The organism is Rhizorhapis sp. SPR117, assembly GCF_021742065.1.
Map to the genome: position 1 here is coordinate 38,455 of NZ_JAKKIE010000008.1, position 19,926 is coordinate 58,380.

Annotated in this window: 20 protein-coding genes; 8 read left to right on the forward strand and 12 right to left on the reverse strand. The window is 57.5% G+C overall.

Going from position 1 to position 19,926, the window contains the following annotated elements:
- Positions 1-13: 13 nt before the first annotated feature.
- Genes holA through L3X40_RS05055 form a run of 4 tightly spaced genes read right to left on the reverse strand, consistent with a single transcriptional unit; the run spans position 14 to position 4,537 of the window.
- Positions 14-1,039, reverse strand: a complete 1,026-nt coding sequence (holA, locus tag L3X40_RS05040) for a DNA polymerase III subunit delta (protein ID WP_237364665.1) — start codon at positions 1,037-1,039, stop codon at positions 14-16.
- Entirely contained in the window at positions 1,036-1,536 is a 501-nt protein-coding gene (gene lptE, locus L3X40_RS05045) for an LPS assembly lipoprotein LptE (RefSeq protein ID WP_237364666.1), read from the reverse strand. Before lptE ends, holA begins: the two co-directional genes overlap by 4 nt.
- Positions 1,533-4,052 carry a leucine--tRNA ligase gene (gene leuS, locus L3X40_RS05050; RefSeq protein WP_237364667.1) on the reverse strand — a complete coding sequence of 840 codons (2,520 nt, stop codon included), beginning with the start codon at positions 4,050-4,052 and terminating at the stop codon, positions 1,533-1,535. Before leuS ends, lptE begins: the two co-directional genes overlap by 4 nt.
- A 35-nt stretch (positions 4,053-4,087) precedes the next feature.
- On the reverse strand, positions 4,088-4,537 hold the full coding sequence (locus L3X40_RS05055; protein WP_237364668.1) for a DUF3576 domain-containing protein: 450 nt from the start codon (positions 4,535-4,537) through the stop codon (positions 4,088-4,090).
- 218 nt (positions 4,538-4,755) lie between these two features.
- Here L3X40_RS05055 and L3X40_RS05060 point away from each other — a divergent pair, with 218 nt between their 5' ends.
- Together L3X40_RS05060 and L3X40_RS05065 are read left to right on the forward strand one after the other, a co-directional pair.
- A complete protein-coding gene (locus L3X40_RS05060; RefSeq protein ID WP_237364669.1) occupies positions 4,756-5,487 on the forward strand; it encodes a hypothetical protein in 732 nt (243 codons plus the stop codon).
- A gap of 170 nt (positions 5,488-5,657) precedes the next feature.
- Positions 5,658-6,782: an acyltransferase family protein gene (locus tag L3X40_RS05065; RefSeq protein ID WP_237364670.1), complete on the forward strand. Its 1,125-nt coding sequence runs from the start codon at positions 5,658-5,660 to the stop codon at positions 6,780-6,782.
- Positions 6,783-6,810: 28 nt separating this feature from the next.
- Here L3X40_RS05065 and L3X40_RS05070 read toward each other — a convergent pair whose 3' ends face one another.
- From L3X40_RS05070 to L3X40_RS05095, 6 genes are all read right to left on the reverse strand, one after another.
- Entirely contained in the window at positions 6,811-7,170 is a 360-nt protein-coding gene (locus L3X40_RS05070; protein WP_237364671.1) for an endonuclease domain-containing protein, read from the reverse strand.
- A 137-nt stretch (positions 7,171-7,307) separates the two neighbouring features.
- Positions 7,308-7,865, reverse strand: coding sequence for a hypothetical protein (locus L3X40_RS05075; RefSeq protein ID WP_237364672.1), 558 nt, complete (start codon positions 7,863-7,865; stop codon positions 7,308-7,310).
- Positions 7,866-8,918, reverse strand: coding sequence for a ribonucleotide-diphosphate reductase subunit beta (locus tag L3X40_RS05080; RefSeq protein WP_237364673.1), 1,053 nt, complete (start codon positions 8,916-8,918; stop codon positions 7,866-7,868). It lies immediately after the preceding gene.
- 24 nt (positions 8,919-8,942) lie between these two features.
- Entirely contained in the window at positions 8,943-9,182 is a 240-nt protein-coding gene (locus L3X40_RS05085) for a hypothetical protein (RefSeq protein ID WP_237364674.1), read from the reverse strand.
- 62 nt (positions 9,183-9,244) lie between these two features.
- Complete coding sequence (locus L3X40_RS05090; RefSeq protein ID WP_237364675.1) at positions 9,245-11,203, reverse strand: ribonucleoside-diphosphate reductase subunit alpha; 1,959 nt, start codon at positions 11,201-11,203, stop codon at positions 9,245-9,247.
- Positions 11,204-11,690: 487 nt separating this feature from the next.
- The gene (locus tag L3X40_RS05095; RefSeq protein ID WP_237364676.1) at positions 11,691-12,362 is read right to left on the reverse strand and encodes a glutathione S-transferase family protein; all 672 of its coding nucleotides are present in this window, start codon (positions 12,360-12,362) and stop codon (positions 11,691-11,693) included.
- A gap of 660 nt (positions 12,363-13,022) precedes the next feature.
- On the opposite strand from L3X40_RS05095, the gene L3X40_RS22305 reads away from it, so the two are divergent.
- From L3X40_RS22305 to L3X40_RS05115, 5 genes are all read left to right on the forward strand, one after another.
- Positions 13,023-13,148, forward strand: coding sequence for a hypothetical protein (locus L3X40_RS22305; RefSeq protein ID WP_272907924.1), 126 nt, complete (start codon positions 13,023-13,025; stop codon positions 13,146-13,148).
- Between the two features lie 109 nt (positions 13,149-13,257).
- Complete coding sequence (gene ung, locus L3X40_RS05100; protein WP_237364677.1) at positions 13,258-13,947, forward strand: uracil-DNA glycosylase; 690 nt, start codon at positions 13,258-13,260, stop codon at positions 13,945-13,947.
- 111 nt (positions 13,948-14,058) lie between these two features.
- Positions 14,059-14,412 carry an ArsC family reductase gene (locus tag L3X40_RS05105; RefSeq protein WP_237364678.1) on the forward strand — a complete coding sequence of 118 codons (354 nt, stop codon included), beginning with the start codon at positions 14,059-14,061 and terminating at the stop codon, positions 14,410-14,412.
- 37 nt (positions 14,413-14,449) lie between these two features.
- On the forward strand, positions 14,450-14,833 hold the full coding sequence (locus L3X40_RS05110) for a RidA family protein (protein WP_237364679.1): 384 nt from the start codon (positions 14,450-14,452) through the stop codon (positions 14,831-14,833).
- 15 nt (positions 14,834-14,848) lie between these two features.
- A complete protein-coding gene (locus L3X40_RS05115; RefSeq protein WP_237364680.1) occupies positions 14,849-15,925 on the forward strand; it encodes a GNAT family N-acetyltransferase in 1,077 nt (358 codons plus the stop codon).
- Here L3X40_RS05115 and L3X40_RS05120 read toward each other — a convergent pair.
- On the reverse strand, positions 15,903-16,763 hold the full coding sequence (locus L3X40_RS05120; RefSeq protein WP_237364681.1) for a cupin-like domain-containing protein: 861 nt from the start codon (positions 16,761-16,763) through the stop codon (positions 15,903-15,905). The two genes, L3X40_RS05115 and L3X40_RS05120, sit on opposite strands and share 23 nt — an antisense overlap.
- Before the next feature lie 2 nt (positions 16,764-16,765).
- On the reverse strand, positions 16,766-17,878 hold the full coding sequence (locus L3X40_RS05125) for a GNAT family N-acetyltransferase (RefSeq protein ID WP_237364682.1): 1,113 nt from the start codon (positions 17,876-17,878) through the stop codon (positions 16,766-16,768).
- A gap of 146 nt (positions 17,879-18,024) precedes the next feature.
- Here L3X40_RS05125 and L3X40_RS05130 point away from each other — a divergent pair, with 146 nt between their 5' ends.
- A complete protein-coding gene (locus tag L3X40_RS05130) occupies positions 18,025-19,926 on the forward strand; it encodes a methyl-accepting chemotaxis protein (protein ID WP_237364683.1) in 1,902 nt (633 codons plus the stop codon).

Genomic DNA, 19,926 nt, shown 5'->3' on the forward strand with positions numbered 1-19,926 from the left:
ATTCTCCGCACTGCTATTGTCCACGGGCGGCCTGCCGGGCAATGATCAGCAGTTCATGTTCGATCAAAACAGGGCCGGCATTCCGACTGGATCGTGACAGTCGTTCTGCCTGACCCAGGCGGTGGATGATGCGCGCGATACCATCGGAAGACCAGAGGCGGACTTGCCGCTGCACAGCGCTCTTGTCCTTCCAGAAAACAGCACGACCGGCCGATGCCATAGCGGCGTCCGGGCTGCTGCCCTTTTCTACCTCTGCACGAATCGCAGCGAGCAGATGGGCTCGGCGCAGCAATGCCCACAGCATACTACCCTCACTGGCACCCAATTGCGCCAGAATCTGCAATTCGTGGACCAGCTTGGCTGTATCGCCGCTCAGCGTGGCATTGACCAGCGCACCAATATCCTGTTCTGTCGTCTCGGCTGCCAATGCGTCTATGGCATCGTGCGTCGCATCCATCGGATGGTCCGGCGCGGCATTCAAATAAAGGGCGAGCTTTTCAATTTCGCCCGACATCAACGTGCGGTCGCCGCCGGTCAGTTCGGCGATTCTCCGGGCAAGATCGGGTGCGAGACGTAATCCCAGTTCGCGGGCGATCGTGGCAGCAAGCTGTTCGGCATCACGACCTTCGGGCATATAGCTGGCGCAAGTCATGACGGCCTTGTGGTCGAGCGCAAGCTTGAGAATTTTCGATGTATTCCTTATTTCTCCCGCTATCGCCACGACCGGATTGCCAGCTTGAGCGGCATTCAACAGTCCTTCGATTGCAGGCAACGCCTCATCGCCCGACAGGGTCAGACGCAGCCAACGAGCGTCACCAAACATGGAGATCGAAGCGGCTTCATCGGCCAAGCGTGCCGGATCACCCTTCAAGGTCGCCCCGTCCAGATCGATACGCTCGGCATTTGGCCCCATGGCCCGTTCCAGCCGTTTTGCCAGCGCCCGGCTACCTGCCTCGTCCGGACCGTAAAGCAGGAACAGGCGAATATCGGCGGGTGGCGCATCAAGTGCGCGTTCAATCTGGCCTTTATTGGCCTTCACTGGTCATTCGCGCCGCGCGTCGCATAGAGCGCAAGGCGCGAAATGATCTGATCGGCGACTGTCTGTGCCAAACGTTCAAGCGCGGTATTTTCCGCTGCGATGGTCGCATATTCCGAACTGGTGACGTCAATCCCGGCGTCTGAACCGGCCGTTGCATCAAGCACTACCGTTTTTCCGCTCAGTTCGATCAACTGGTATCGAGCGCGCAGGGTGCGTCGCTCGCGCGTCACGGCATCGTCGGAACGCACGCCAAAGCCTGTAATTTCGTCATCCAGTTTGACGACCAGACGATAGCGAGGGGATGCTGTGGGCACGGCGGCCAGACGATCGTTGATCGCGTTTCGGACAAGCCAGCCGCCTTTTCCCTCAATCGGGGCCACTTCAATATCGCGCAGCGATTGTGCGACCGCCCCCTCACTGCCGCCGGCATAAAGCGGACGCAAGCCACAGCCCGACAGGCTGGCGGCGATCAGCAACAAGGGAAGAAGGCGTTTCATATGACCAGATTGACCAATCGATCGGGAACGACAATCACTTTTTTCGGAACTGCGCCATCAAGCGAGCGGACAATCTTTACCGATGCCAGTGCAAGACGCTCCAGTTCGTCCTTCGGCGTGCCTTTGGCGACGGTCAGCGTGTCGCGCAACTTGCCCTGCACTTGAATGGCAACAGTAACTTCATCCTCGACCAGCAGCGCAGGATCGACGTTCGGCCAGGGTGCATCTGCGATAAGGCCCTGCTCGCCCATGTCGGCCCAGGCTTCCTCGGCCAGATGCGGCGTCATGGGTGCCACCAGCAGGGCAAGCGCACGAATGGCGGCGGAGCGCGATGCCGATGGAGCAGCTTTCTCAACGGCATTCGCAAGTTCGTAAATTTTCGCCACCGCCTTGTTGAATGATAGCGCCTCAATGTCCTTGGCCACGCCGTCGATGGTCTGGTGCAGTTTGCGATCGAGCGGCTTGTCCTCACCCGTTGCCGCCGCATCGATTTGGCCAAAAAGCCGCCACAAGCGATTGACGAAACGCCATGCACCTTCAATTCCTGCCGCAGTCCACGGCAGGTCGCGTTCCGGCGGGCTATCCGACAGCATGAACCAGCGCACCGCGTCCGCGCCATATTGTTCGATAATGTCATCGGGATCGACGACATTCTTCTTCGACTTGGACATTTTTTCTACCCGGCCGAGCGTCGCATTCTCACCGGTCTCGAGGACGACCACCCGGTCGCCGCGCTTTTCCACCTCATCCGGGGATAGCCAGCGGCCGTCGGTCGCTTTGTATGTTTCATGCGTCACCATGCCTTGCGTGAACAGGCCGGTGAATGGCTCGGATATGTCCAGCATGCCGATGTGCTTGAGTGCGCGGGTCCAGAAGCGGGCATAGAGCAGGTGCAGGATCGCATGTTCGACGCCGCCGATATACTGGCTGACGGGCATCCATTTCTTGACGGTTTCCGCATCGAAGGGCTTGTCGCTGGGCTGGCTGGCAAAGCGGATGAAATACCAGCTTGAATCGACGAAGGTGTCGAGCGTATCGGTTTCGCGCCGCGCTGCCTTGCCGCATTTGGGGCAGTCCACATGCTTCCATGTCGGGTGCCGGTCCAGCGGGTTGCCGGGAACATCGAAGCTGACATCATCGGGCAAGATGATCGGCAACTGTGCCTTGGGAACCCCGACCGGGCCGCATGTATCGCAGTGAATGATCGGGATCGGGGTGCCCCAGTAACGCTGGCGCGATACGCCCCAGTCGCGTAACCGCCAAACGGTCGTGCCATGCCCCCATCCTTCGGCTTCGGCGCGGTCGATAACGGCCTTTTTGGCGGATTCGGCATCCATGCCGTTCAGGAATTGAGAATTCACCAGATGGCCAGGCCCCGTATAGGCCTCGTCATGAACTGGCGCGTCTTCCTGTCCCTCAGGCGCGACGACGCGCTCGACCGGCAGCATATATTTACGCGCAAAATCCAGATCGCGCTGGTCGTGTCCGGGCACGCCCATGACTGCGCCGGTGCCATAGTCCATCAGCACGAAATTGGCGACAAATAGTGGCAGTTTCCAGTCTGGATTGAAGGGGTGGACGACCGACAGACCGGTATCGTGGCCCTTCTTGTCCATCGTCTCGATGTCGGCTGCGGCGGTGCCAGTGGCGCGGCATTCCTCGATGAACGCGGTCAGCAGCGCATCATTTTCCGCCAGCGCCTGCGCGATGGGGTGATCGGCAGCGATGGCGGCAAAGCTTGCGCCGAAAATCGTGTCGGGACGCGTAGAGAAAACCGCAACTTCGCTATGACCATTCACAGCCTGATCCAGCTTGAAACTGAACTGCAACCCCACGCTCTTGCCGATCCAGTTTTCCTGCATCAGCTTGACCTTTTCGGGCCAGTGGTCGAGCGTTTTTAAACCATCGAGCAATTCGTCGGCAAAATCGGTGATCTTCAGGAACCATTGCGAAAGCTTGCGCTTTTCGACCGTTGCGCCCGAACGCCAGCCCTTGCCGTCAATCACCTGCTCATTGGCGAGCACGGTCATGTCGACCGGATCCCAATTGACCGCCGATTCCTTGCGATAGACCAGACCATGTTCGTACAGATCGAGGAACAGCGCCTGTTCGTGACCGTAATATTCAGGTTCGCAGGTCGCAAGTTCGCGCGACCAATCCAGCGCGAAACCCAGCTTTTTCAATTGCGCCCGCATGGTGGCGATATTCTGGCGCGTCCAGCTTCCCGGATGCACCTTCTTTTCCATGGCGGCATTTTCGGCAGGCATGCCAAAAGCGTCCCAGCCCATCGGATGCAGCACCTCATGCCCCGTCATACGACGAAAGCGCGCCAGCACGTCGCCCATGGAATAATTGCGGACATGGCCAATGTGGATGCGGCCGGAGGGATAGGGAAACATCTCCAGCACATAACTGCGCGGTTTGACGCTATCGTCGGAGGCGCGAAAACTCTGTTGTTCGTCCCAGATTTTCTGCCAGCGGGCATCGGCCTCAAGCGGGTTGAAGCGCCTTTGCATATTCACTCCCAAGATAAGGTCTGCCGCGTAGGGCGTCAGCCGCCAATGGCACTGCGTCGCAGGTCGCGTGCCTTGGACAGAATGATTTCTTCCAGTTTCTGAACGGTTGCCGCCTGAACGGGCGCATCGACCCATTGTCCCGCCTGACTGACCTGACGACTGGCCGCAACGCGCAGGGCATCGGCACGCAAATCCTGATCCAGTATCGATACGGTCAGCTTCATGCGTTCATTGGGCGCGGTCGGATTGGCATACCAGTCGGTGACGATAACGCCGCCATTGGAGTCGGTTTGCAGGAGCGGCATGAAGGATAAAGTGTCAAGAGTCGCCCGCCACAAATAGCTGTTGACGCCAATCGTCGTCACCCGCGATGCGGCAAGATCGGCCTTGGGACGCTCTTGCCGCGATCCGCAGGCCGCCAGCACCGACAGGCTGGCAATGATAAGAACGGTGCGGATGGCCGGCATGGAAATCGGGCGAAGCATGAAGCTTTTCCTTGAAAAATCTGGATGTCTCGAAGGCTTCTATAGTTGGTCTTGCGGCTGGAGCAAGCCTGTCGCACAGGCGATTCTTGCTAAAGCAGCATCCGGCCTGTGTGTTTAATGCCACAAAGCCGCAGAAAACCGACTCACAGGACTAGCCGTGACCGGCAAAATGGTGATATGGATACATCATAAAATTAACGGAGGAGTATTGGGGGATCATGCGTACGCGTCGGGGATATGTGCTTTGGACTGGAGCGGCCTTTGCCGTGGCCGCCCTTGCCTTGTCACCTGCAATCGGGGCCGTGGCTGATCTGGTCACTGGTTCGGGCGAATCGCATTCCGTATCGCTTAGCCGGTTGGGCAGCATCGGTTCCTTCACCCCTGCCAATCCTGATCCCCGGCTTGCGGCAACTTATGCCAAGGCGTCGTTGCAGTCGAATCACTCCTTCCGTTTCACGCCCACCAGTGGATCGATGAGCGGCAGCCGGTCTGTGACCATTGCCGTTCGTGCTGGCGTTTTCTCCGCGCTTTCTGATCGCGGGCTATCCACAACCATGAGTATCACGCCAGTGTCCTATAATCTGGGCGTTGCGCGTGGGTGGAAGAAATTTGCATTGCCCGATTCGGTGGGCAGGGCCGAAATTCCGCCGGTCGCAATTGAAACCAGCGCTAGCAGTTCGCAAGCCGCCGACAGCTTCAGCCTGACCGGCAAGAAGAAGTTCAGCACCAGTGTTCAATTGGACAGCGAACGCCCGATCGCCACCTCGCCACAAACGCTGGCCGGTACGGAAGCGATTTCCGTCGATGTGGCCGGCTCCTATTCCCTGACCCGCAATCTGGACCTGAAAGCAGGCGTTCGGTATCGCGGATCCGCCAACCGCCTTGCACCCCTGACCGATGACCGGCAGGACAGCCAGGCCGTCTATATCGGCACAGCCTTCAAATTCTGATCGGCGCCGGATTTTAACGTCTCAGCACAGGTTCACTCCAGATCCTGTTCGTGCGTCGGTTTGAAATAGGTGCAGATCGACGTGTCGATGGCACGTCCGGCCTCTTGGCGAATTTCCAGCGACTGTGAAACGGTTATGCCCTGTCGATCCCGGCCAAGAGGGCAATGCGCGTGACAAGGCATATCCAGCAGTTCGAGGTCTTGCGCGGTTTTGCTGCGAGCTGGGTCTTTGTCAGCCATATCCTGCTGATTTCCGAAATCCATATGGGACCGATCAACGATGGCGGTAAGGCCGTTGATATTTTCGTGATACTCAGCGGATTTGTCATTACCTTGCTGATCAACCGCCATCCCGAACCTTATGGCGGCTATCTGTTTCGCCGATTCATGCGGCTTTACCCGCTCTTCCTGATCGCGCTGCTGCTTGGATGGGCGACGACAGATCTTTATGGGCCAGTGATAGGGGCATCCCATTTCGGGGCGCCAGCGGCGGATAATTTCGCAATCCGGGGCGATGTGCTGGCGCGCGATTTCTGGTCGCACCTGTTGCTTCATCTCACCATGCTGCATGGCGCAATCCCCGATTCCGTTCTGCCGCTTTCGGCGCTCAGCTTTTCAGGGCCGCTCTGGTCGATTTCGCTGGAATGGCAATTCTATCTGGTCGCGCCCTTCCTCGCTTCTGTCCTTGATTTTCGCAGGGGCGGACGATGGCCGTTGATTGTCATCTCTTTGATCATCATCGAATTGCTGCGGTTCGCGGCAAAGGCCTATTGGACAGCGAAGGTTCCGGCGTTTCTGCCGATGCGGCTTGACCTGTTCGCGCTGGGCATCTTGTGCGCGCACGGGTGGGATTGGGCACGCACGGCGCGTTTACCGGTGCTGGTCGCGCTGGTGGTGGCGGTCCTCGCCCTGTTGCGCGGGCTGGGGCATAATTGGTTGCCATTACTGATCTGGTCGGGAACCTATATGCTCGCCGCGACGGGGGATCGCTATCGGGTGACGGCACTGGCCAACCGTCTTTATACGCTCTCCCTTTTCCGTTGGATCGGTGAGCGGTCCTATGGATTATATGTGCTGCACATGCCGATCATGCTGGCGTTCGCCTGGTTCGTGGTGCTGCCGCTTGGGTTAAACCAGGTGGCGACGCTGGCCGCATTGGCGACGGCGTTTCCATTGGTGCTGGCGGCGGCGGCGCTCTGCTACCGCTATGTCGAACGACCCACCATCCGTTGGGCCAGAGGACTGGCGCAGCGATCGCCAGGGCATCGGGCCGTACCGATTCCCGAGACTGGTTGAAGGGGAGAAGCTTAAAGCCCTCTCCCCTTCAGGGGAGAGGGTTGGGAGAGGGGCCTACAAGCTGCCCAATCGCCTCCAGCACGCCCTCAAGATTCCTCATCACCTCCGCATTGGTGAAACGAATAACCCGATAGCCCTGCATTTCCAGAAATGCCGTCCGGCGGGCGTCATGCGCGATCTGCGTGCCATGACTGTCGCCGTCCAGTTCGATGACCAGCATCGGATCGCGGCAGGCGAAGTCGGCAATATAGGGACCGATGACTTTCTGGCGGCGAAACTTGACCCCCTGAAACCGGCGGGCGCGCAGAGCAAGCCAGAGGCGCGTTTCCGGCGGAGTTTGGGCGAGGCGAAGGGATTTTGCACGGTCGATGGCGGTCTGGTCGCGCATTTCTTCAGGTGCTTTCCCTTGTGGGCCGGACAGTCCCCTCTCCCCGACCCTCTCCCCTAAAGGGGAGAGGGAGACTGACCAAAGCCCTCTCCCCTTTAGGGGAGAGGGTCGGGAGAGGGGGAGTGCTGCGTCTTGTTTTAATCCGCCGCCATGGTAGCAATCTGTATCAAAAATCGTGCGACAGAATATAATCCATATATAGCCGTGATTAATCCGATAATAAGCAAAGTTAAAGCAGCTAAATTGAACCATTTTGGCAACAAACGCTGATGAATTACCGGAACCATTTTGGCAGGACCTTCCAACGATCGAACAGTATCTATTAAAGGGCCGTTCAGAACTTGTACTGTTACGATTTCTCCTGGGCCCAAGTAAGGCATTTCTAGAATCCACTCGTCACGAGCACCTGTTCTAATTTCATGATCTACACTTGGGAAAATCGAATACCCCCATGGATGAGGTCCGGGTTGGGCTGTTAGCTGAACCCTATTAGCGCTTTTGCGACCCTGATTCTGAACGATAAGTTGTCCCGCCTTAAGAGTAAACGGTGGGTTATCATTTTGTTGCTTAAGCTCGAACCAAGCCGAATTTGGGCTGAAAGCAATCAGCCGAGGTTTCCCAGTAAGCCAATAAGCGAAATAGGCTCCTATCAGCGTCACCAACGCCGTCGCAAGGACCGTCCAAAGATTCTCCATTTACTCCGCCGCGATCCCCGCCTTGGAGAACATGTCCTCGCCGTCATCCTTCGCTGGGGCGTCATCATTCGCCTTGACCTTCTTGCGCCGGTCGAAGCTGTCCCAGACTTCGTTCCAGTTCCCCCGTGTCGCGGCCTTGCTGTATTCCGTCGCGCGGGTTTCGAAGAAGTTGGCGTGTTCGACGCCGTTGAGGAGCGGGGCGAGCCAGGGGAGGGGGTGTTCGTCGATCATGTAGATCGGCTGGAATCCCAATTGGCCCAGACGCCAGTCGGCGATGTAGCGGATGTATTTCTTGATTTCCTTCGCCGTCATGCCGGGGACCGGGCCATGTTCAAAGGCCAGGTCGATGAATGCATCCTCCAGCCGGACGGTTTTCTGGCACACGTCCATAATGTCTTCACGCACCGCGCGGGTCATGCAGTCGCGTTCCTTGACGAAGGCGTGGAACAGCTTGGTAATGCCTTCGCAATGCAGGCTTTCGTCGCGGATCGACCAGGTGACGATCTGGCCCATGCCCTTCATCTTGTTGAAACGCGGGAAGTTCATCAGCATGGCGAAGCTGGCGAACAGTTGCAGTCCTTCGGTAAAGCCGCCGAACATGGCGAGCGTGCGGGCGATGTCCTCATCGCTATCCACGCCGAATGTGGACAGATAATCGTGCTTGTCCTTCATCTCCTTGTACTGAAGGAACATGCCATATTCGCTTTCGGGCATGCCGATAGTGTCAAGCAGATGGCTGTATGCGGCGATGTGGACCGTTTCCATGTTGGAAAAGGCGGTCAGCATCATCTTGATCTCGGTCGGCTTGAACACGCGGCCATATTTGTCGTGATAGCAATCCTGCACCTCGACATCGGCCTGCGTGAAAAAGCGGAAGATCTGCGTAAGCAGATTGCGCTCATGGTCGGTGAGCTTTTGTGCCCAATCGCGGCAATCCTCGCCCAGCGGCACTTCTTCGGGCATCCAGTGGATTTGCTGCTGGCGCTTCCAGAAATCGAACGCCCAGGGATATTCGAAGGGCTTATACTGTTTGGACGCTTGAAGAAGAGGCATGTGGGCTACTCCCGCCGAGTAAATTCAATAGTTTAATATGCTGTCGAACAGGTGAAACGCACCTAATATGGTGAGTATGCCACCCAGAATGAAGACAAGGCCGATGCCCCGTGTGACGCGCAGAGAAAAGGAACTGCGTATATGCCCGTGGCTGTCCATCACCTTGCGCCGATCCGGCTTCAATGTCACCTTGCCCCAGAGAAGCAGGAACAAGCCTATGCCGATGAAGACGGCGGCGACAAGGAAGGGGATGATATAGGCCATGTACCTATGCCCTCACCTCGTCATTGACATGCGAGGAGCGCCCCGCATTGCCAATGCCCCCGTCATTGACATGCAAGGCACTCATCATAATCCGTGCTTTCGCCGATTTCGAATTTCGGCGCGTCGGCGGTGTTGTCCGCCTCTACCCCGCCTGCAAAACCCGCGCGCTGAACCGATTTGGACCGCAGGTAATAGAGCGATTTGATGCCCAGCTCCCACGCGCGATAGTGGAGCATGAGCAGGTCCCATTTGTCGACGTCCGCCGGAATGAACAGATTCAGCGATTGCGCCTGATCGATATAGGGCGTGCGATCGGCGGCCAGTTCGAGTAGCCAGCGCTGGTCGATTTCGAAGCTGGTCTTGAACGCGTCCTTTTCTTCGGGCGTCAGGAAGTCGAGATGCTGTACCGAACCATTTTTTTCGAGGATCGAGTTCCAGACATTGGCGCTGTCCTTGCTCTTTTCCTGCAGCAGTTTTTCGAGATACGGGTTCTTGATCGAAAAGCTGCCCGATAGCGTCTTATGCGTATAGACGTTCGCCGGGATCGGTTCGATGCAGGCACTGGTGCCGCCGCAGATGATAGAGATCGACGCGGTCGGTGCGATTGCCATCTTGCAGGAAAACCGCTCCATCACGCCCATTTCGGCTGCATCGGGGCAGGGACCACGCTCTTGCGCCAGCATCATCGACGCATCATTCACCCGCGCGTTGATATGCTTGAAGATTTTGAGGTTCCAGCTCTTGGCCAGCGCGGATTCAAAACCGAGGCCACGTGCCTGCAGAAAACTGTGGAAACCCATGACCCCTAAGCCAACCGAGCGTTCGCGGCTTGCCGAATATTTCGCGCGAGCCATTTCGTCGGGCGCGCGGTCGATATAATCCTGCAGCACATTGTCGAGGAAGCGCATGACATCCTCGATGAACTGTTTGTCGCCGTTCCATTGGTCCCAGGTTTCCAGGTTGAGCGAAGAAAGGCAGCATACCGCCGTGCGGTCGTTGCCCAGATGGTCGCGTCCGGTCGGCAGGGTGATTTCGCTGCACAGGTTGGACGTTGAAACCTTCAGCCCCAATTCGCGGTGATGCCGGGGCATCATCCGATTCACCTGATCGGAGAAAACAATATAGGGTTCGCCGGTGGCAAGACGGGTTTCGACAAGTTTCTGGAACAGCGAGCGCGCATCGACCTTCGCCCGGACAGAGCCGTCCTTGGGGGATTTCAGCTCCCACTCGGTCCCATCACGCACCGCCTCCATAAAGGCGTCGGTCAGGAGCACCCCATGATGCAGGTTCAGCGCCTTGCGGTTGAAGTCGCCGCTCGGCTTGCGGATTTCAAGGAACTCCTCAATTTCCGGATGCGAAACGTCGAGATAGCAGGCCGCAGACCCCCGGCGCAGGCTGCCCTGGCTAATTGCGAGGGTGAGCGAATCCATGACCCGAACGAAGGGGATGATGCCCGATGTCTTGCCGTTGAGACCTACCGGCTCGCCAATACCGCGTACATGGCCCCAATAGGTGCCGATGCCGCCACCGCGCGAGGCGAGCCACACATTCTCGTTCCATGTGTTGACGATGCCTTCAAGACTATCGTCAACAGAGTTCAGGTAGCAACTGATCGGCAGACCGCGTCCGGTGCCGCCGTTCGACAGCACAGGCGTTGCCGGCATGAACCACAGGCGGCTGATATAGTCGTAGATGCGCTGGGCATGCTCGGCATCATCGGCATAGGCCGACGCGACGCGTACAAAAAGGTCCTGAAAACTCTCGCCGGGCAGCAGATAGCGGTCCTTGAGCGTTTCCTTGCCGAAATCGGTCAGCAGCGCGTCACGGCTTTCATCTTTTTTCACGGGATAAAGCTGCGGCCGCACCGTGTGGCTGGTCTCTTCCGTCGCTGCGGAGGCCATGGCTTCCGCCAACTTTTCCGTTGCCGCCTGCGCGGCTTTTGCCGGCGCTTCCAACACTTCGCTGTCCTGTGTCATTGTCACGTCGCCTGCACCTGTTTCCTGGGTATCTCTGAAATCCATGTTCGCCCCCGAATGTTCCCGTTCCGTTCGACTCGGCTAACCGCTTTTGAGGCAAGCGTCCGGTCTAGCATTATCCGTCAGCAATTTGGACCACGAATTTACAAAATTTCCGCTGTCCAACGGGCAAAGATGAGACCGGGCACCGAAACAAGTCGTCGCCATGAAACACAATCTGTTGGGTCACCCCCGTAAGCCCTGATACAACAGATAGTGCCACAGATGAATCTTGATGCAAGAGGGTAAAACAGGCTTCGACGATTCGATTCGCCGCCAAAAGGACTCGTCCCACCGGCAGCTGAGATCACAATATTGTGACAAACCAAGGCCCTCTGCGGCTTTGCGCGTATACGGTGCTGGCAGGCGCAGCGAACAGGCTCTGCACAAAAATATTTTTCGCCCTTCAGGGGGTTAACGGCATTGACTTTCAATGAAGGTCGGAAGGTCCGCGCGTCGCTGCCCAGGCTACATTATGGTCGGTTTATCCGCTTTAAAAATCCGGCTTTTCATAATGGGAGGGGGGCGCAATCACTTCCATTCGTTCTGACAACAAGGGACGGAAGGATGGGCGGGATTTAAAACCGGCATACCAGCGCTTGGTCGGTTCGTGCCCAATCCAGTCGATGCCTCCCAGATAATCCGCGACTGAAATGTGCGCCGCCGCGCTGATATCCGCCAGACTCATCGTTGCGCCACCCATCCAGTTTCGATAGTCCAGCAGATAGTCCATATAATCCATATGCGTATTGGCGCGCTTCATCGCCTCTCGCAAGGTCCGCGCATCAGGAGCGGCGCGGTCGACGATTCGTTTACGCATCCTCTCATGCAGGAGCGGAGCCACTACATCGCCATAGAAATTTTCGTCGAACCACGCGGTTAGCCGCCGGATTTCGGCACGGTTCGTCGCGCTACCGCTGATCAGCGGGAATTTTTCGACTGTCTCCTCGAAATATTCGCAGATCGCCTGTGAATTGATGAGGGTTATGTTGCGTTCCACATCGGCCATGACAGGGGTACTGCCCGCCGGGTTCATGTCGAGAAATTCGTCCCGCTGCAACCATGGGGATTCGCGCACCAGATCGTACCCGATTCCCTTTTCACCCAGCAACAGCCGTACCTTTCGGGAGAAAGGACATAGGGGGAATTGATAGAGCTGCCACATATCGCCCTATGTAGCGCGCGGGCGCATATATGCCAGCGGGGAAATGCGCCGATTGGGTTGTTTCAGGCAGGCGAGCCTTATTGGCTATCCAGAAGCCGCTTCAGCAGAACGGCGTCGGCGGCGCTCACGGCACCCCCCTATATCCAACGCCGTAGAGCCAATGTGGAATGGCCAAGGCCGCAGCAATTAATATGCTGCGCGCAAAAAGAGGGGTTGCACATTGGTAGAGTTTTACAGATTCGATCTGCGCGGGCGATTGGCGTGGCGGCGATACGCGTTGGAAGGCCGAAAGAGCCTGAGCGATTATGACTGGGAGCGGGGAGTCTGGAAAATCCCGGCGTTGCATAAATCCCGCTCCAAAAGCCAAAGGCATATGGTCCTGACCGGCGTTGCGCTCGCCACAAGCATCTTGGTCGCATTGGGGAGCATGCAATTTCCAGCATTGAGCCGCTCTGCCAGCGACGTTTTACACAACCTGAAGACATGGGTGGGCATTGAGTCCGGCGCCTGCCAGTCAAGCAATCTCTTGGGTTGAATGACAGGCTGGCGCATGCGGCCTGTTGATGCCTTTTTACATTCTGCGCGCAAAGATTTTTCGGGCTATTGGCGTGTCAAGGGTCTAGGCATTGCCTGGGCACCACGCCCATGAAGGAAGTCGTCATGGCCAAGAGCCAGAAGAAATCGAGCCGCGAAATTCGTAAACCCAAGGCGGAAAAACCCAAGAAGCAGAATGCGTCCAACCCTTCAACCAAGCCAGGGCCGGTGGGCATCACCACTCTGAAATAGATGCGACTCCCCGTTTGGACATGCTTCAGGACCGGTTGACGGGCGATCCTGCTTTGCGCACACCGCACGGCAGGATGGCTGTCAAACAGGTGCTGGCAAAGGGACGTTCATGAGCGGCGAAGTGAAATTGCATGAAAGCTGGCGCGGACCGCTCGCGGGCGAGTTTGCCAGTCCTTATATGCAGGGGCTCAAAGCCTTCCTGCTGGACGAAAAGGCACGCGGCAAGCGGATTTTTCCTAAAGGAAGCGAGTATTTCCGCGCGCTGGATCTAACGCCGCTGGAATCCGTACGCGTGGTGATATTGGGACAGGACCCCTATCATGGCGAGGGGCAGGCGCACGGATTGTGCTTTTCGGTGCAGCCGGGGGTGCGAACGCCGCCCTCCCTGGTCAATATTTTCAAGGAATTGCATAGCGACCTCGGTATCGCCCGGCCGGGACACGGATTTCTTGAAGCTTGGGCACGGCAAGGCGTGCTGCTTTTAAACAGTGTGTTGACGGTGGAAATGGGACGGGCCGCTTCGCATCAGAGCAAGGGGTGGGAACGCTTCACCGACGCCGTAATTGCACAGGTGAACAAACGTTATGAACCGGTCGTGTTCATGCTGTGGGGCAGCTACGCGCAAAAAAAGGCTGCATTCGTGGACAGCGCCCGCCATCTGGTACTCAAGGCGGCACATCCGTCGCCACTGTCGGCGCATAATGGCTTTTTGGGCTGCCGGCATTTTTCAAAAGCAAACGCATTTCTGGAAAGTCACGGCCTGCCGCCGATCGATTGGGCGCTGCCAGAGCAGGCGTAACGCTGGTGCATGCGGGGCGCGGACCGCCGGTACGCGGTTGATTTTTCCTTTTGAATAATGCTTGGTTACGGAACCGAACACTCGCATGGGAATGAAGGGGATTATCGTTCAATGACGGTCACCATGTACGGCATCAAGAATTGCGATACCATCAAGAAGGCGCGGGTGTGGCTGGAAAGCCATGGCATCGCCTATGATTTTCATGACTATAAGGCTGTCGGAATCGATGCAGCGCGGCTGGATGACTGGTTTGACAAGGTTGGTTGGGACGTGGTGCTGAATAAGGCGGGCACGACATTCAGGAAGCTGCCTGACGCTGACAAGCAAGGATTGGATGCGGACAAGGTAAAGACGTTAATGATCGCGCAGCCTTCAATGATAAAGCGCCCGGTGCTTGACCTTGGCGGAACCTTGCTTGTGGGGTTCAAGCCAGAGCTTTATGAGCAGGCGCTGGCTTCGGCCTGATCGAATCGCTCCCAGAACAACAGGATTCCCACGCGCCATGACACGTACTTTGATTTCCTCCGGCTCGCCTTTTGAAAAGACCGTCGGCTACAGCCGGGCGGTGGTGCAGGGGGATTGGTGCTTTGTGGCGGGCACAACGGGTTATGATCCGGAAACCCGTGCAATGCCGGATGATGTGAAGGATCAGGCGAGGAATGCGCTGGCCGTGGTTGAAAAGGCGCTGGCAGAAGGCGGTTTTGCGCTTACCGATGTAGTGCGGGCGACCTATTATATTACCGACATGGCCTATTGGGACGAAATCGGGCCGGTGCTGGGCGCGAAGTTTGGGGAGGTTCGACCGGCGGCCAGCTGTCTCGTGGTTGGCCTTGTGAAGCCGGAAATGAAGTTTGAGGTTGAAGTGGCGGCTTTGCGGCAGTCTTGAGCAAAAGACATGGTAATGCCCGCGCTTGATGTCCAGCTATCGGCGCTTGGGGACCAGAGCGTTCTGGCGGATAGATGGCAGGGGCTTGAAGCGCGATCACAGGGGAGCTTCTTTCTGGGCTGGACCTGGATGGGGGCATGGCTTGCCACCACTGGCGCGCGTCCGGAATTGCTGAGTGTCCAAAGCGATCGGCGGGACATTGCACTGGCGCTGATCGGGCATGGGATGGCACGCCGGCCACTGGGTCGGGTGCCCACGCTGTTCCTCAATCAGGCGGGTGATCGTCCAGCCGACCGGGCTTTTATCGAATATAATGGCGTATTGAAGTCCGATGACGCTTCTGAAGGGACGGAAGCGGCCATCATGCGCCAATTGTTTAGGCGCAATGATTGGCGGGTGCTGCGGCTTGCCGGAATGCTATCCGATGCTCCGTTTGCGGCGGCGGGGCCGTTTCATCGCAGGATAGTGACCAGCCGATCCCCGGCCTATTTTGTCGATCTGGACGCGGTCCGTGTGGCGAAGGGCGATTATCTGTCTTTGCTGAGCGCCAATAGCCGCGGGCAGATCCGCCGTTCGATGCGTGAATATGGCGGGGATGATCTGCATGTGACGCGTGCATCGACTGTGGTGGAGGCCAATGGCTGGCTGGCCGAAATGATGACGTTGAATGCGGGGCGACATGCCGATAATGCTTGGGATGAGCCGCTGTTCCAGGCCTTTGCGCATGCGCTGGTACTGCGCGGCATGGATAATGGCGAAGTTGAATTGCTGCGCGTGGCACAGGGCGGGCATATCCTCGGTTATCTGCTGAATTTTGTCTATCGCGGGCGGGCGATGAATTATCAGTCGGCGTTTGCGCCCGGCCTTTCATCAAAGGCAAAGCCGGGACTGATGTGCCATGTCGCCGCAGTAGCCCGCTATGCCGATATGGAGTGCAGTCTTTATTCTCTGTTGGCTGGCAATGATCAATATAAGCAAAGCTTGTCGACCGGGCATGAGATATTACAGTGGTGGAACATGGAGCGCTTTTCACCGATGCTTGAGGTTGAGCATCTGCTCCGCCGGATATTCAGACGCCCAGTTTGCGCATGATGCGATAGAACAGGCGAGCCAGCGCTTGCCGTTCGGGAGCCTTGCCAATGGATACAAGGGGCAGGGACCATCGGCGAAGCGTTGCATTCAGGCTGTGCAGTTCGCCCTCGGCCACGCTGCGTTTCGAACGCCAGGTAATGGAAAAGCTGATGGATACCGACGGGCCATTTTGTACGAAATGCGGTGCCTTGACTGGAACCAGCAGGGCGTCTCCGGGGGTAAGGTGCACCTTTGTTCCCTTGGCCAGAAATGCGTCGTTCCAGGCAAGATTGCGGTGGCTGCCGCCATGGAAGCTCTCGCTCTGGCGGGGTGGCACCAGCGCCTCGTCGCCGGGGGGAAAGACCGTCATGGTCTTTTCGCCTTCGATCTGCAGCAGGATGTTATGTTCCGGGTCCATGTGAAAGGGCGTGACGCTGTTCGGAGAGGAGAGGAAGATGAAGGCCTCCATATGCAGCATCGGCCCAGTTTGGGCCTCTACCAGCGGAGCGATTTCGGTCAGAGCGCTTTCCAGCAATGACCTGTAGCCATGGTCGCGTTCGATATTTTTGAGCACCATCCAGGACCCGTTGTCGTCTATACTGCGGATCGTGTCGCTAACGGATAGTCCATTGGCTGGCGTGTCTTCAGGACGAATGCCAATTGGCAGGTCGCCGCGATTATATTCGACGCGATCGTTGGGCAACCGTTCGGCCAACGCAGCCAGTGCTTCGCGTGTGAGCAGCGCATGACCCGAAAGATTGTGGCCAAGCCGGACGTGGGCATCGGGATATGCCTGTTCGAACAACGCTCGCGTCGTGTCAGGAAAGACCTGGGGAATTATATCAGCCTGTATTGTCATGGTTATTTCTTGCCATTGAGGGCACGCAGCCGCGCCGTGATGTTATCGACGATTTGCAGGGCATGCCATGCGATTGATCGCCGGATACCGCGCAGGGCGACGCGATATTGAACGATGTGGCGACGTTCGGCCCACAGGCTGTCGATCATCGGATGACCGGGCGCGGCGCAACTGTCCATCCAGTCCGCGCCACCACTGTCCAGCACATGGCGCAGATTGTCGATTTCAATGAGCACGCCGGGCGAAAAGCGCGCCATTGTTTCATCGAAAGCGATCTTGAAGGAAAAGGCCCCTTCGCCCATCAGGAAATTGACCAACATTGCGATAGGTTTGCCGTCAAAATCAAGGCGCAGGAAATCGACTGTTCCATCCGCAAAGGCTGAGGCAATGCAGTCCCGAAAAAAGGCGGCGTCCGCGGGGTTGCAGGCCATGGCGGTGCCCTCGACACCTTTCCATCCGGCCAGTTCAAGCGCCAGAAACGCATCACACCACGCGCTAATATCGTCTACATGGGTCAGGGTGCTGCTCGTCATCGTGCCCAATTCCTTCAGACGCTTCTGGAGGCGACGGATTTCCTTGCGTTTTTTGCCGCGAATATGAGTTTCCCAATACTCGTCAGCGGAGAGCCGGCTTTTTAGAAAGGCGCGTGCATAACCGTGGATAGAGCGCAGGCCACGGCGTTGGCGAGCGCATACCTCCTGTAGTGCAGCGACGTTTGCGCCGTCTGAATCCAGGCCGGTCAGATGCAGAAAATGGGGTGCCCAGTCCGCCCCGTCCAGTGCGGACAAGAAATGCTCCCAGGCGTGAATTTCTTGTCCCTTACGGATGATCGGCGCGCCGAAGAAGCAATGGCGATGGGTCCAGTTAGTGACGTTGGCAATGGGGTAGCGGCCATGACGAGACGCTATGGCGACAGGGAGCAGACCGATTAATGTGTCATCCCGCCACGCCTCGATCAGGCGGACGTCATCCTGATCCGCAAGATGCCGGAGCGCGGGCAGCAGCATGGCGGGCATGTAGAAGCAGTTGGCCTCCGCCGCATTCGCAACAAGCGCTTCCCAGGCTGGGCGCAATTTTGCTGCGCTATGCAATGCCGGATCGGGCGTCATATCCATGGGCAGAGCGAATACAGGGCAAAGATTAGAGAAAGGCTAAAAAGCGATTCTTTACGTCACTCCATTACGCTGCCGTCGCGATGAGTTAACGGGTTTCTAACACTGGTCGTTATAGAGCGTCTGGAGAGGGATAAGGACAGAGTTGAATGGCACGCTGGGTATCGGCGATACAGAAGATCAGGTGGCGCGAATTGCCTGATGTGCCGCGCATGGGCATGATGCTGCCTTTTGTCGGTCTTGTCTTCGTGGCAGTGGCGAGTTGTGCTTTCCTGCTGTCCTCGCTCGCCATGAAAGTTGATGAAAATGCGGCCAATTACATAAAGACCGTGATCAGCGAGGCGCTTCAACGCGAAGTTCATAGAATTGGCGACAATGCCTATACAACGGTGCGCCGGGATGACGCCGTGGACAATCTATATGGTGCCTTGAACCGGGACTGGGCGGCCACGAATCTGTCCTATCCCATGTACCGCTATGTCATTGATGAAAAAGGACGGGCCTTGTGGGCAATGACGCCCGATGGCACGGCCGCAATGCCTTTGCAGAAGGCGGCGCCGGTTGCCGCACAGGTGTTGATGAAAACATTGCCCCGGAATTTGGCTGCGGCGAGGCGAATGGAGACGGGCGTCAGCCTGCTCGCGTCCTATAACGGCGCGCCTGCCTTCGTCGGTGCAATGCCGATCATCCCATTGCAAGGTACAGGGCAGTTGCCCGGCAATAAGCTGCGCTACATTATATTTGTCCGGATGCTGGATAGGACTGTCTTGCAGAAATGGCAGGAAACATTCCATTTTCAGGGCATCGAATGGCAGCAATTGGCATCGAACGAGCGGATTAAAGGGGTGTCGCTAACAGAGGCAGATAATGCCGGCGTCTATCTGGGCAGCATAACCTGGCCGCCCTACCCGTTTGGTCAAAAAGCAATCGTCGAGATGTTGCCTTTGTTGAGTTCTTGCGCGCTTGTTTTTGGTGGCCTCTCTCTATGGCTGATCACGCTGATATACCGTTCGCGCACTGATCTGGAGACCAATGGCAGGATTGCCAGGATTGCGGCGTCCGAGGCGACACGCCATGCCAAAAAAGCCGATCAGGCCCGCGCCGAGGCTGAAGCCGCGCTGCTCGAAGCCGAAGAGGCGCGACACCGCGCGGACGAACTGGCGCAGCGCGAAATTGCCGAACAGGCGCGGCATCGCCAGCAACTCGGTGAGAACTCCCACAAAATGGCGACGGCCTTGCAGGACTCCATGTCTTCACTGGTCAAACAATTGCTTGAAACTGCCAATGACCTTGAACTCAGCGCCGAAATGACGATCAACACCATCCATGAACAGCAAAGGCATGCCGATGTGGTCCGCGGCCGCTCCCATGACGCTGCTGCAGCGGTTCAGGCCGTGACCGACGGCATTGCAGAATTGACGGCGTCCATCAGTGAAATTCGCCGGGCCACCGAAACAGCACGTGAATCGGCGTTGGTGGCAAGCAATCAGTCGGCAACGGCACGAAGCGCGAACGACCATCTTCTTGCACAGGTCAGTTCCATCAATGATGCCGCCAGCGTGATTGCATCCATTGCCAAGCAGACGAACCTGTTGGCGCTCAACGCCACGATAGAGGCCGCACGAGCGGGGGAGGCCGGATATGGTTTTGCTGTGGTGGCGACCGAAGTGAAGGCGCTGGCCAGCCAGACCGCGCAAACGACCCGCAGCATTCATGATCGGGTGGATGGCATGGAAGCGGCGGCTCAGTCGACGGTCGACCTTGTTGGAACAGTGGACGAAATACTGGGTGCGCTGGTCCGGTCCATGGCGTCATCTTCGGCCACCGTCCAGCAGCAGCAGACCGTCGCTGAGGATATTCAGCGTAACTCACGAGGCGTTGCAGACAATGCCCAAATTGCCGATCAAGCGATCGAAGCGATTTCCCGATCCCTCGACAATGTTGCCCAGACCGCCGCGTCCACGCGACATATCGGCGCCGCTGTGCGCAACCGTGCGGAACATCTCGATGCCGAATTCGCGCGTTTGATAGCGCAATTGAAAGCCGCTTAA

Coding starts and splice junctions, on each gene's coding strand:
- lptE (WP_237364666.1), bottom strand. CDS start 1,536: ATGAAACGCCTTCTTCCCTTGTTGCTGATCGCCGCCAGCCTGTCGGGC.
- leuS (WP_237364667.1), bottom strand. CDS start 4,052: ATGCAAAGGCGCTTCAACCCGCTTGAGGCCGATGCCCGCTGGCAGAAA.
- L3X40_RS05055 (WP_237364668.1), bottom strand. CDS start 4,537: ATGCTTCGCCCGATTTCCATGCCGGCCATCCGCACCGTTCTTATCATT.
- L3X40_RS05060 (WP_237364669.1), top strand. CDS start 4,756: ATGCGTACGCGTCGGGGATATGTGCTTTGGACTGGAGCGGCCTTTGCC.
- L3X40_RS05070 (WP_237364671.1), bottom strand. CDS start 7,170: ATGCGCGACCAGACCGCCATCGACCGTGCAAAATCCCTTCGCCTCGCC.
- L3X40_RS05075 (WP_237364672.1), bottom strand. CDS start 7,865: ATGGAGAATCTTTGGACGGTCCTTGCGACGGCGTTGGTGACGCTGATA.
- L3X40_RS05080 (WP_237364673.1), bottom strand. CDS start 8,918: ATGCCTCTTCTTCAAGCGTCCAAACAGTATAAGCCCTTCGAATATCCC.
- L3X40_RS05085 (WP_237364674.1), bottom strand. CDS start 9,182: ATGGCCTATATCATCCCCTTCCTTGTCGCCGCCGTCTTCATCGGCATA.
- L3X40_RS05090 (WP_237364675.1), bottom strand. CDS start 11,203: ATGGATTTCAGAGATACCCAGGAAACAGGTGCAGGCGACGTGACAATG.
- L3X40_RS05095 (WP_237364676.1), bottom strand. CDS start 12,362: ATGTGGCAGCTCTATCAATTCCCCCTATGTCCTTTCTCCCGAAAGGTA.
- L3X40_RS22305 (WP_272907924.1), top strand. CDS start 13,023: ATGGCCAAGAGCCAGAAGAAATCGAGCCGCGAAATTCGTAAACCCAAG.
- ung (WP_237364677.1), top strand. CDS start 13,258: ATGAGCGGCGAAGTGAAATTGCATGAAAGCTGGCGCGGACCGCTCGCG.
- L3X40_RS05105 (WP_237364678.1), top strand. CDS start 14,059: ATGACGGTCACCATGTACGGCATCAAGAATTGCGATACCATCAAGAAG.
- L3X40_RS05110 (WP_237364679.1), top strand. CDS start 14,450: ATGACACGTACTTTGATTTCCTCCGGCTCGCCTTTTGAAAAGACCGTC.
- L3X40_RS05115 (WP_237364680.1), top strand. CDS start 14,849: ATGCCCGCGCTTGATGTCCAGCTATCGGCGCTTGGGGACCAGAGCGTT.
- L3X40_RS05120 (WP_237364681.1), bottom strand. CDS start 16,763: ATGACAATACAGGCTGATATAATTCCCCAGGTCTTTCCTGACACGACG.
- L3X40_RS05125 (WP_237364682.1), bottom strand. CDS start 17,878: ATGGATATGACGCCCGATCCGGCATTGCATAGCGCAGCAAAATTGCGC.
- L3X40_RS05130 (WP_237364683.1), top strand. CDS start 18,025: ATGGCACGCTGGGTATCGGCGATACAGAAGATCAGGTGGCGCGAATTG.